We start from the raw sequence: 12,635 nt of genomic DNA on the forward strand, positions 1-12,635 counted from the left end.
CCAAGTACGCCTATTAAGCCACCGGTAACCAATATTCCTGCTACACCAATTGGGCCAAGTACGCCTATTAAGCCACCGGTAACGAGCATTCCTGCTACGCCACTTGAGCCAAGTACGCCTATTAAGCCACCGGTAACGAGCATTCCTGCTACGCCACTCGAACCAAGTACGCCTATTAAATATCCAGAACCAAGAAAGGATATTGCTGATTTTTATTTATTAGGGTTTTTTGACCACGATGGTAGAGCGGGAGAAATTCGTGCTATTCGTCCAGACTTGGTTGGCGATTTTCAAGCGATGATACAGTTTGGGCAGAATCATACCGTTGATCCACAGGGTAACGAAGCAAAAAACATGCCGCGCCTGACGGCAGAAAAAGAGGCGCTGTTATTGGTGACGCCTACGCTTGAAATGGGTGATATTAATAAATTAGCGGCTGAAATTTACAAAGACGGGGTTTTATTACGAACTGTCAATTTAGCCGATCCGACTCAAATCCCAGACACGGATCAGACTAACACTGATCAGCGCGCACGCGTTGCTTACAGTAAGCGCGCATGGTCAACCAAACTCAACTGGGATGAGGTACAAGGTGGTCTCAAAATTCGAATTGTGGATAACCAAAATCGTAGCGGTGAACTGTCAGAAGATAACATAGATTTTGCCGCCCCTGGTGAGTTGGTATTGACCAATATCCGTCTGGGCATGTTAACGGATGCACCTCAATCTTGGGGTCATTATATGCTACGCGATCCAGAAAGAGCGGGTTCAGACTACTTCCAAACCATTCCAGCAGCACAAATGACCGTTGCTAGCTATGATGACATGAAGCTCGAACGAGTAATGGTCGCCAATGGCACTATTTATGACTCAGTCAGTGACTCAAATGATGCTGGCGTTTATGCTGGTGATATGCGCGAAAACACCGCGAAATCAACCTTTGGTGTTGGCATTAATTTAGCCAATTGGGGCGTCACCAGTGCGTCAATGCAAAGTCAAGAGCAACCGCAATTGACCCAGAACGTCAATGCGCATCACGCTCGCGGTAAATATAAGAATGGTGAACATAACCATGGCTTAAGCGGCGGTAATGGTATGTTGACCCTAATCGACTCTCAAGGTAATGAGTTCAGCCACGAAATCGGTCATCATTATGGCTTGGGTCATTATCCTGGTGAACAGAACGGCGATTTCTTTTGGGCCGAGCATCATGCCAATAGTGGCTGGGGCTATAATGGCGTCAGAAACAAAATGCGCAGCAACTTAGACTGGCCACGACAGGTCGAGGGTGATGGTCTCACTGGTAAACCTCTTTTCTTAGCCACCTATGGCTATGGTCGCGATGCGATGTCTGGTGGATCACAGAGTGGCGCTTATTCAAACTATACTCACTATACGGGTTATAGTACAAAAATTAAGATCCAGCCAGCATTTGATAAAGCAGTATTTGACGCTGACTCACCAACTGGCTATAAGAAATGGAATGCCGATCTCAGAAAGATGGAAGTCATCCAGCCTAAGGTATGGCAAGGTTCTAAAAACGTTTGGTACAACAGCGCGATGGTAATTACTTAAAACCACGTTTGCAAGGCGTGCCAGTATTTACCATTTTAGGCGGTTATGACCCTGTCGCGCAAAAAGGCATCATTTATCCAGAAGCACGTGGTAACTGGGGCAACGTTTTTGAGTTACCGACACCGAATAACTCGCTTGAATCAGCAAGCTGCTGGTTAAGCGTTACTTATAGTAATAACACGATTAATGATATTGCGTTGGCTCCTAATCGAATGACCAGTAACGCCAATAAGTTCCATGTTAATTTAGCGATTGCAGACAACCCGAAAAAAGTAGATTTGTACTGTAAAAAGGTCAATGAAGCACAAGTACAGCTCTCAACCATTGATATTCGTCAATATAGTGATGCGATTAAACCCGCGGTTACCTTTGGTAAAGAACAGGCTATACGGCACTAAGAAAGGTAGAATTGCCAATCTTAGAGCAGAAACTTCTTGCTCAAGCAGAAAATTCGACTATTAGTTTAGACGCCAACGGTCAGTTATTATATGATTCTTACAAAGAGTATCGTGATGAGCTTAGCCCTTTAGCACTCCAAACATTAGAGCGTTATGAGAAGCAGCAAGAAACTCTAAATCGTCTAAACCGCTGGGTCAATGTCTATCGTACGGATTTAATCAAAAAAGAGCCTGAAGCACTTACCGAATTTCAAAAGTTTGTTGTAGATTTAGAGCTACAAGATGATAAACCTTTAGATAAGGTGACTACTATCCGTAATGGCAATAACTGTCTTAAAGTTGAAACTCTAGAAGGTGGTAAGTTAAATAGCTTTATTAGTGGCCCAAGTGGCTGTACTGGTGACGACTCTGAACAATGGATTTACGATCTTAAAGGTAAAATTCACAGCAAAATGGCATTAGATCAGTGTTTAACGGAACAAGGTTCTTGGGTGATTTTGGGTGCTTGTAGCTTGGACTCGCCAGCGCAAGTTTGGGAGATGAACGGTGCTGACCAAATCAAACAGGGCAACAAATGCTTTGATTTGCGTACTGGTAATTTAGTAGATAATCGCGGAAGCTTAATTACTTACAATTGTAGTGGTGGCTGGAATCAGAAATGGACAACGTTAACCAAAAACCCAAGCTTTATCTTAGCAACCGCTGGTAACAACCTACCATTAATCGTAGATAGTCTGCAAAAACAGCCAGTATCGACGGATGATATGCAAACGCGTTCATTAAGTATGGACAGTAAAGAAGAGCCATCAGTGCTAGCAAAAGTAAGCACTGCGATAAGCAATTGGATTGACAATCTAGTCAGTTAACAAAAGAATTCATTATGCTAAAAATAAGCTCCTATGATAGGGGCTTATTTTTTACTAAATTTTTAATCTTTGTGGCTTATATGGTAAGGTAATTTACTTTTAAGAGTTTTTATTAGCCAAACAAAATCGTAGCTTAGTAATAAAAAATGGGTCGCTTTTTAGGTCATTTGTGGAGCATATAATATTGAATAGACACCCTGAAAGTGGCTGGTTTAACTCTGCATTGCTGACAATAACGCACAGACTAAAGCAGTTTGCCCAGTTATGGTCGCTACAGACACTGACCGATATGCCTGATCGACTAAGAAACTTATGGCAGCAGCTTATTGGCTCTTATTGGTTTATCCCAACGGCGTGCGTCATCGTCGGGATATTGCTAGCGCCTTTATTGGTCACTATCGATCAACACTTTGACCGCGAAACCGTCAGAGAGATTACCTTTGCTTTTACGGGTGACGACGATGCTGCGCGCGCTATCATGACTGCCATCGCAGGCGCAGTATTAGGCGTAGCAGGCACGACATTTTCTATTACAATCGCGGTACTGTCGATGGCCTCTTCGCAATTTGGCCCACGGCTATTGCGCAATTTTTTGACCGATACGCCAAATCAATTTGTATTGGGGGCGTTCATTGGCACGTTTAGTTATAGTTTATTGGTGTTAAAATCCATCCATAAATATGACGTGGCTTTTGGTGTGCCACAGCTTGCAGTGACTTTTGCGATTATCATGGCAATTATATGTGCGCTGTTGCTGGTGTACTTTGTACAACATATGGTACATGCCATTCAAGCCTCACATGTGATTCAAAACGCCAGCAATGATGCGATTAATAATATTCACTATTGGTATCGTGATCATTGCGATATCCAGCATCAACGCGATATAGAACATCATGATATTGAACAGTTTCATCATTGGTCAGCGATGCCTATTTATCCACCAAGCTCAGGTTATGTTCAACAATTTTACCTTGAGTCACTGATTACACTGACACAAGACTATGGCGGCGTGGTGCAAATGCGTATTAATCTTGGTGATTATGTCACTGACAAAAACGTCATCGGCTACTTTTACCAACGTCCAGCAGGTCATCCAAATAATCGACGAGAAACAGCGACGCCATCTTTAGCTGTTGTACCGCGTGCCCCTGACGGGCTTTTTTGGCAACGTTTTGCCGGCTGTATACGTATCGAACAACGACTGGCTCATTCTAACGATATTGCTTATAGCTTGGGACAAATGACTGAAATCGCCGTACGCGCCTTATCGCCCGGTATCAATGATCCAAAAACAGCGGTCAACTGCGTACAATCACTGACCAGTTGCTTAAGTATTATGATGCGTCGTCAGCCGCCCAGTCCCTATCATTTTTATACACCAGCACAAAACGATGATTCATCGAAGGCCGAAGTTAAACAGCGACGCTTGGCGATATTAGCCATAGTTACTCATACTCCCAAAATATCTGATTTTATCAATACCTCGCTTGGCGAGATACGTCGGTATGCAGCAGCAGATTTGATGGTCTTAAAAGCGCTATGTCAGGCGATGGTCAATCTAAGTTATGCTCGCGTAAATAACGCACAGCAGCAAACCTTATTGCATGAGATAAAACTGATTGAGCGCGCAGGAGAAGAAAACCTAAGCTATCAAGAGCTGATAGATGACTTGAGCGCGATGTGCCAACAAGCCCAACAATTCATACTTAGCAACGATGCTCATCATCAGTATTTTGACTATGTTAGCGCGTTTAACACCCATATTCGCCAAGCATTACAAACGCAATCAAAATAAAAAGACAAACGATAACTAAAATCAAACCTATTTAGTGTTTGTAAGCGCTAAGCTTATGACAATTTTAAAATCACTTGAGAATTTTTTCATGGCCCCTACCAGTAGCCTAACCATACTTGAAATCAGCGCGATATTCTTATCAATCACAGCCCTATTAACTTACGTTAACCATCGTTTTATTGGTCTACCGACCACGATTGGCGTGATGGTTATCTCCATTTTATTATCTATTGGCGCCATATTTTTGGGATTTTTGGGATTTGATCAGCTGATTGATTATGAAGTAAGCTTATTAGAGCAGCTTGATTTTACCGAAGTCTTATTAGATGGCATGCTCTCTATGCTACTGTTCGCAGGAGCGCTGCACGTCAATATCAGCGATTTAAAACGTTATAAACTGCCTATTGGTATCCTTGCTTGCGTCGGTACCATCGTCTCTGCGATGCTTATCGCCACGGCGCTCTATTTTATGCTGCCGCTGCTTGGTTTCGGTTTGCCGTTTCTTTGGTGTTTGCTATTCGGTGCTCTAATATCACCGACCGACCCCATTGCCGTAATGGGTATTTTGGCATCGGCTGGCGCGCCAAAAAGTATAGAAACGGTCATCGCGGGTGAGTCTTTATTTAACGATGGTATCGGCGTCGTCATCTTTGTATTGCTGCTAGGTATTTTATCCAGTGGTGATATCCCAACCGCCAATTATGTGGCGCATACCTTAGCGGTTGAACCGGTGGCGGCATTATTTTTGGCTTAGTACTTGGGGCGATTTTGTATTACATGCTGAAAAGTATCGATAGCTATCAAGAAGAAGTGTTATTAACGCTTGCTGGTGTGATAGGTGGTTATGCACTCGCCAGCCATTGGCATTTATCAGGACCACTCGCCATGGTGATGATGGGATTAATGGTTGGTAATCGCGGACGAGCATTGGCGATGAGCGATAAAACGCGGCATTATATTGATTTATTTTGGGAATTAATCGATGAAATTCTCAATGCTATTTTATTCGTACTCATCGGTTTAGAAGTAGTGATGATTGCTTATTCGGGTAATTTATTTATCGCCGCTGGCTTGACGATTGTCATTGCCTTAGTTGCACGTTTTATCGTTGTAGGTATGACGACCAAAACCTTTCATCGTCAGCTCGATTTACCGACTGGTGCATGGAAAGTGCTGACATGGGGCGGATTACGTGGTGGTATTTCGGTTGCCTTAGTGTTGCAGCTGCCGCTGGGAACCGAACGCGACATCTTATTGGCGCTCACTTATGCAGTGGTGATATTCTCTATCTTGGTGCAAGGTTTGAGTATTGGCAAAGTCGCCAAAAGCATTCGCACTGATAAAAGTACAGCAAAGCCATAATTTGTAACCAGTTTTAAGCCAATCGTTTTAGCAAAAGAAAAGCCAGCGTAAGATACTATCTTACGCTGGCTTTTTCATACACATTCAGTTTTTTTGATAGGCGCTATAATAAGCCCTTTTTATATCAGACCCTTTCGCTTCATATTACGATAGACCACGACCACAATAAGAAGATTCGAGACTAATATCCCAAGCTTAAACCAATCAAATGGGCTAACGATTAGATAGTAAAGCTCAATAGGAATAAACACCCCATAACCCAGCACACCAAACCAATACGCCCATGTTTTATCTTGCCATAAGCCATAAGCCTCAAGGAAACGCAGACTGGCGTAAGCAAAGATTAATAACAAGAATAATGGCCAGTTTTTACTTGCCTGCTGGGCAATCCGTACTGCACTGTCAACTTGCGGTGCCAGTAGCTGTCCAAAAGTCTGTTGCCAAGAATCAGTCGCCGTCGTTAGCCAATGGTCAAGGTCAGCATGCCATGACCATAAAGCCCCTGCCCCTAATAGCGCACCGATCCCTTTAATCACCTCATAGATTGCCACCGCTTTGATAGATTCACTGGCAGTACCGTGCGACTTGATGGTTTGGTTGTGCAAGTGATGATCGTTATCCTTCGAGGATGGTTGCAGACTATCATCCTGCCTAGGCAAATTAGCCAAAGAAAGTCTCCACAACGCGGCCTTGCAACTGCTGATTAAAGAATGGCGTGTTTTTACCATTGGACAGCATGGATTGGGCGGTCACTTGCCATTCCAAATTAGGATCCACCAGTACTGCGCCGCCGATTTTTTCATATTGCTCACTAATACCAGCGATTTTCGCCGGATTGAGACAGATTTTATCGACGAGTTGCTCTAAGGTTAATACCTCATCATTTACTAGCTGACAAGCCAGCGCCATAAAGGTATCAAAATTTGAGATGCCTGGTGTACTCTCAGCAAATGGGGCTTTTTTGGCGGTACTGTTCAAGGGTTCATGATGGCTACATATCGCATCAATGGTGCCATCTTTTAGACCACGGCGAATGGCTTGCTGATCGGTATTACTACGCAGGGGTGGTAATACATAGGCTTGGGCATTAAAACCCTCTAAATTGTCATCGGTCAAATACAACTGATGCATCGCCACATCGCAAGTCACGGGCAGACCTTTATCTTTTGCCCAGCGCATCAATTCGATTGAAGATTTACAGGATAATTGACTAAAGTGAGCGGCGATGCCCGTTTCTTCAACCATTAGCAACTGCGTTGACAAGGCAACCGTTTCAGCGATCCAAGGAATCCCTTGCAAGCCATGATATGACGCGATATAACCTTCATGCGCCACGCCATCACCAGATAGACTCGGTTCATCAGGATAAAAGAATACTTTCATATTAAAAGTCGCGGCGTATTCCAGTGTACGCAGTAATACTAAATCATTGCGAAAAGGGCGGCGCGCATTAGAAACGGCTATACAACCGCCTTTTTTAAGCCCAGCGATATTTGATGGACGCTCGCCTTCTAAACCAGCAGTCAATGCACCCAAAATATGCAAATATATGCCGCCATCACCAAGCGCGCGCTCACGTAAGCCTTTTAATAATGAACCGTTCTCTAAGATAGGATTGGTATCAGGCGGAATGACCACATGCAAAAAACCATTGGCGCGAGCAGCGCGTCCTTCTGATTCCAAAGTGCCATGTTGTTGTTGACCTGGTTCACGTAGGCGGGCGCACAAATCAACCAAAGGCGGCAGCAGCCACATTTCACGACCAGCTTCGAGTGACGCCAACTTATCTGTCGCAGCACTTGATAGTGAGTCTTTAAATGATTGAGGAAGATGGTTAAGTATCGGTGCATCCGTATTTAACATAGTTGTCATGAGCGTTATTACCGTATCAATAAAATGGGATAAATAAATATAAAACAGCGAGGCAGAGGATTATTTGCTCGCAGCTTGGTGAGCGCGCTGACCTTCCATAGCTAACGACAGTACTGCCATACGAATAGCGATGCCGTTATTCACCTGTTTTAAAATCACTGACTGGTCACCATCGGCAACGCTTGATGCAATCTCAACACCGCGGTTCATCGGCCCTGGATGCATGACCAACGCATCCGGCTTAGCCAACGCCATGCGCTCTGGTGTAATACCGTAGTGTTTATAATATTCACTCGATGATGCCAATAGTGGCGAGCCGATACGTTCGTTTTGTATTCTTAATCCCATAATGACATCACAGTCCGTGACACATTCATTCATATCTTCATAGACTTGTACCCCAAAACGCTCAATGCCTTTCGGTAATAAGGTACGCGGCGCACAGACGCGGATGTCTTTGACACCTAAGGTCTGTAGCGCACTGATATCTGAGCGCGCCACTCGCGAATGCTTGATATCGCCAACGATAGCCACTGACAACTCCTCAAATGGACGCGGCGCTTCACGATGAATAGTGAGCATGTCGAGCATCCCTTGTGTTGGATGCGCATGCCAGCCATCACCGCCATTAATAATAGCAATATCTGGTGTTACTTCGGTTGCCATAAAATGGGCAGCACCTGATGCTGAATGCCGTACCACAAAAATATCTGCCGTCATGGCTTGTAGATTCCACAGCGTATCGCGCAAGCTTTCACCTTTTTTGGTACTAGAGCGCTCGATATCGATATTAAGCACATTGGCACCTAGACGCTTTTCGGCTACTTCAAAGGTCGTACGGGTACGCGTTGACGGCTCAAAAAACAAATTCATTACCGTATAGCCTTCGAGCTCAGGACGGTTAATGAGCTGTCCATTATCATCAAAAAACGTCTCTGCTTTGGCAATAATCGCTTGCAGCTGCGCTTTATTAAGACCTTCCACCCCCAAAAAATGGCGAATACTGCCATCGCTATTAAGCTGCGGACGACTTAACGACGCATCAAGTTTCTCATGAATGGTATCAGGGTCGAATTTGGCATAATCCGTTGGCGAGACTGTCTGAGTTGAGCGGCTATCGATAGAATTTGGCATAATGGCAGGTCTTTATTGTTGGTTTATATGATTTAATAATCATTATTTATGCGTTTTTTGGCGATTTATAGTCGACGATAAGCACAGAGACAAGGACATTTTGGCACTTATTTGCTACAATTTACCCCAGTGGCAGTGAGAGACATAGCGCTGTAAAAAACAGCCATCGTCATCCTCTTGGGCAGTAGCCATAGACCTGTCAAAACCATCATTAAAAATCCGCTTAGCCAAACGATAAATAAATAATAATAATGATAGTGTAGCTGATTTTGTGGTCAGGACAAAGATGCCGTGCGAGGTATTTAAAAATTTACCAGATTTCGGTCTGTAACGTGCGACCCAACCGATTTTCCAACCCCTTATTTAATCCTTAGTTTCAGTAGCCTTTATTTTAACAGCATTTATTAGGAAGCCTTATGACAACCCTTACAGACTATCTCAATGATTATTCGCCCAATCCTGCACTGAGTGACGTTATTACTACTGTCACTGACGTGGGTAAAACCATATCACAATTATTGAGAAAAGGGGCACTAGCAGACATTCTAGGCGAAGCTGGCAACCAAAACGTCCAAGGTGAAGACCAAAAGAAACTGGACGTACTGGCCAATGACTTATTGTTAGATGCATTAGCGAAAAATACACATTGTGCAGGCGTTGCCTCAGAAGAGCTTGACGATGCTACCCCTGCCAATGCAGATGGCAGTTTGTTGGTATTGTTCGATCCGCTTGATGGTTCATCAAACATCGATATTAATATGGCCGTTGGCACTATCTTTTCTATTTTACCGTACCAGCGCCAAGGTCAAGTCAGTGAAAATAGCGACTTCTTGCAAGCTGGTAATCAACAGTTAGCCGCCGGTTATTTGCTTTATGGTACCTCTACCGTACTAGCGCTAACTATCGCCGATCATGTCGTGATGTTTAGCCTAGATCCTGACACTAACGATTATGTGCTCATACAAGAAAACGTGCAAATCGATGCCGATACCAGCGAATATGCCATCAATGCTTCAAACTACCGCTACTGGCGCGCACCCATGCAGCAGTATATCGATGAGTTAATTGCTGGCGAAACGGGTGTCCGTGGTCGCGATTTTAATACGCGCTGGGTGGCCGCCATGGTCGGTGATGTGCATCGTATTTTATGTCGCGGTGGTCTCTTCACTTATCCGTTCGATACCAAATATGCCAATAAAGCGGGCAAATTACGCTTGATGTATGAAGCCAATCCAATGAGCTTATTGATTGAGCGTGCGGGTGGCGCTGCTACTGATGCAGTCAATCGCATTTTAGACATAGAGCCAACCGATATTCACCAACGCGTCCCAGTGGTACTAGGCAGCAAAAATGAAGTCGATTATGTTAAAAATTTGCATGTAACTTACGCTGATAAATAAGCACTTTGCCTTTACTTTGATAACAATCAGTATAAAGCCAGAGCATTTATAAGCTTTATACCGATCGTTTAATTTTTTTATATTTTTTTCTAAGCGATCCACTATGGTAGCAAATCCCACCGAGCTTATTACCTCAGATAAAAATACGACCGTTAAACTTGTCAAATCCTTGTTAACGCAAGCGCGGCAGCGGAAGAAGCAAGGGCAAACGGTGATTGAGGGCGTCCATCTCATCGATGCTGCGCTGCGTAGCGACTACCCCTTTGCCCAAATCCTACTCGCAGAGTCTGCGCACAACCATCCTGAGGTTCAGCAAATTTTGACGCGCTTGCCTACTTATACGCCTATTTTAACGTTATCAAATTCGCTGTATGAGAGCATTCGTAGCTTAGGTACTGGTATCGATATCATGGCAATCATTAAAGTACCAATGCCTCATTTATCGATGATTGATAATGACTGCTTGATTTTAAATGATGTGCAAGACAGCGGCAATGTGGGCACCCTATTACGCACCGCAGCAGCGGTTGGCATCAAGAATATACTCTGTACCAGTGCGACAGCACAAGCGTGGTCCCCTAAGACATTACGAGCAGGCATGGGCGCTCAGTTTGCTCTGATTATTTATGAAGGCTTGAGTACGCAAGATATTTTGGATCAAGTACGAGTACCGCTTTTAGCGACCAGCTCACACACAGATACTATCATTTACGATCACGATTTATCTGCGCCTGTGGCTTGGATTATGGGGCATGAAGGTCAAGGCGTTTGTGATGAGCTGATGCAGTGCGCCACCCCTATCGCTCTACCACAGCCTAATGGTCAAGAAAGTCTGAATGTCGCCATTGCAGGCTCATTATGCTTGTATGAAACACTACGTCAAAGAAACTATTCCTAAAATATTCTGTCATGTATGTAGCCCATGCAAAGCATTGACTGAATATATATATAGTGATTCAGTCAATGCTTTAGGTAGAATTTGTTTTCTCAACTACATATAGAAACTAACCTTGTGCTTCCATAAAGCTTGCAGAATAGTTGTTTGGTGCATTAAAGTTAGTAAAACTAATGCTAATGGATTTCTCCAGTCCATTCACACAATGCCACCACCCTATAGGAATAAATAGCGCCTCACCAGCTTTAATAGTGACTTCAACTGGGGTCACATGCTGCATTAATGGATGTTCCTTTAAATCAAAATTAGGAAAATCTACTTCACTATAAACGTGCAAATCATTATAGAGCCAAGGTACTTGCCACGCTGGAATCAACGTAACCTTCTTAGTGCCATACACTTGAACCAACATGTTGTTAGTTAAGTCATGATGCAATGGCGTAAAGGTACCTTTGGGTCCCATCCAAAAATAGGTACTAAAAGCTGCATCATTATCTAAAAGCTGGCGATAGCTTCACCAAAATTACCGATGTCATCCAATGCTGGTCTTATGGCTTCAACGTTTTGTTGTGTGTTATTAGCAGTCATATAATAGTTATTACTTTCACCGTCATTTTCTATCATATTGACAAATTCAGACATCAGCATTGATTTACGATACTTATCGGAATGACGTTCAAAAAGCGCATCAGTCTCGCGATTAAACTGCACCTGAATTTCCGCATCGCCTAGCGTATCTGCAAAATAATGCGGGCTCCATTTCTTCAGTGCTGGCCAATGATCGATACCTTTTTTAAGCACCACAGGCTTATACTTACTATAGTAATCCTTGATAAATACCTCAAACGGCGGCGTATCAATCACCTCAATTTGTTGGTTGTATCCGGGATCTAACTTGGCTAAGTCGTCACAAGTATTAAGAAGCCATTCTCGTTTTTTTAGTAGCTTGGTGGCTTTAACGCCTGCTTGTAGATAAGGGCTTTTAGAGGCTGTCTCTATTTCTAGCAATATCTCTGCGTGACTAAAGCCTTGCTTAGCCAATACTTTCGCAATACTGTTTTTACTCGTGCCTTCAAGCAAATTGGTAGCGACCCATCCTTTCCAATTATTTGGCAGTCTACGAATTGATTGTTTACTGTCGTTTGCCGCCACCTTGGAATCATCACTCAGAGCGGCTTTGATTTGAGCGTCTGAAAAGTGATTGTCCTTTAGCGTTTGAATAATTGTCTCTGGTTGGACACCGCGAATTATATTAGTCGCTACCCAGTCATTCCATTCCTGAGGTAAGCGTTCTGACGTGTTTAATTCTGCCTTCATTAGCATCTCCTAATCCCT

General features: G+C 43.6%; 10 protein-coding genes and 2 pseudogenes. 7 read left to right on the forward strand and 5 right to left on the reverse strand.

The window, feature by feature from the left end; all coding sequences use genetic code 11:
* The 5 genes and pseudogenes from TT12_RS19385 to TT12_RS19135 all read left to right on the forward strand — a co-directional run.
* The coding region (locus tag TT12_RS19385; protein ID WP_502685178.1) for a M66 family metalloprotease at positions 1-1,575 on the forward strand (1,575 nt) is incomplete at its 5' end.
* Positions 1,545-1,973, forward strand: a complete 429-nt coding sequence (locus tag TT12_RS19390) for a TagA domain-containing protein (RefSeq protein WP_502685179.1) — start codon at positions 1,545-1,547, stop codon at positions 1,971-1,973. The genes TT12_RS19385 and TT12_RS19390, both read left to right, overlap by 31 nt.
* 11 nt (positions 1,974-1,984) lie before the next feature.
* The gene (locus TT12_RS19395; RefSeq protein WP_502685180.1) at positions 1,985-2,839 is read left to right on the forward strand and encodes an RICIN domain-containing protein; all 855 of its coding nucleotides are present in this window, start codon (positions 1,985-1,987) and stop codon (positions 2,837-2,839) included.
* A gap of 184 nt (positions 2,840-3,023) precedes the next feature.
* On the forward strand, positions 3,024-4,637 hold the full coding sequence (locus TT12_RS09840) for a DUF2254 domain-containing protein (protein WP_227678924.1): 1,614 nt from the start codon (positions 3,024-3,026) through the stop codon (positions 4,635-4,637).
* Between the two features lie 88 nt (positions 4,638-4,725).
* A pseudogene (locus TT12_RS19135) lies at positions 4,726-5,999 on the forward strand (cation:proton antiporter).
* Positions 6,000-6,118: 119 nt separating this feature from the next.
* On the opposite strand, the gene TT12_RS09850 reads toward TT12_RS19135, so the two are convergent.
* The 3 genes from TT12_RS09850 to TT12_RS09860 are packed head-to-tail and all read right to left on the reverse strand — an operon-like array spanning position 6,119 to position 9,005.
* On the reverse strand, positions 6,119-6,667 hold the full coding sequence (locus tag TT12_RS09850) for a DUF2127 domain-containing protein (protein WP_045454423.1): 549 nt from the start codon (positions 6,665-6,667) through the stop codon (positions 6,119-6,121).
* Entirely contained in the window at positions 6,660-7,871 is a 1,212-nt protein-coding gene (locus TT12_RS09855; RefSeq protein WP_201605539.1) for a dihydroorotase, read from the reverse strand. Before TT12_RS09855 ends, TT12_RS09850 begins: the two co-directional genes overlap by 8 nt.
* A 60-nt stretch (positions 7,872-7,931) precedes the next feature.
* Positions 7,932-9,005, reverse strand: a complete 1,074-nt coding sequence (locus tag TT12_RS09860; RefSeq protein WP_045454424.1) for an aspartate carbamoyltransferase catalytic subunit — start codon at positions 9,003-9,005, stop codon at positions 7,932-7,934.
* 416 nt (positions 9,006-9,421) lie between these two features.
* Between TT12_RS09860 and TT12_RS09865 the strand changes: the two genes are divergently transcribed.
* Both TT12_RS09865 and TT12_RS09870 read left to right on the forward strand, forming a co-directional pair.
* Positions 9,422-10,405: a class 1 fructose-bisphosphatase gene (locus tag TT12_RS09865; protein ID WP_045454425.1), complete on the forward strand. Its 984-nt coding sequence runs from the start codon at positions 9,422-9,424 to the stop codon at positions 10,403-10,405.
* 103 nt (positions 10,406-10,508) lie between these two features.
* Positions 10,509-11,303 (forward strand): TrmH family RNA methyltransferase, encoded by a 795-nt coding sequence (locus tag TT12_RS09870; RefSeq protein ID WP_045454426.1) that lies wholly within the window; start codon positions 10,509-10,511, stop codon positions 11,301-11,303.
* 106 nt (positions 11,304-11,409) lie between these two features.
* On the opposite strand, the pseudogene TT12_RS18490 reads toward TT12_RS09870, so the two are convergent.
* Together TT12_RS18490 and TT12_RS09875 are read right to left on the reverse strand one after the other, a co-directional pair.
* Positions 11,410-11,766, reverse strand: a pseudogene (locus tag TT12_RS18490) (cupin-like domain-containing protein); the annotation flags it as partial.
* Between the two features lie 29 nt (positions 11,767-11,795).
* Complete coding sequence (locus tag TT12_RS09875) at positions 11,796-12,617, reverse strand: cupin-like domain-containing protein (protein ID WP_207804044.1); 822 nt, start codon at positions 12,615-12,617, stop codon at positions 11,796-11,798.
* Between the last annotated feature and the right edge of the window lie 18 nt (positions 12,618-12,635).

This window comes from Psychrobacter sp. JCM 18903 (assembly GCF_000586475.1).
GTDB lineage: Bacteria > Pseudomonadota > Gammaproteobacteria > Pseudomonadales > Moraxellaceae > Psychrobacter.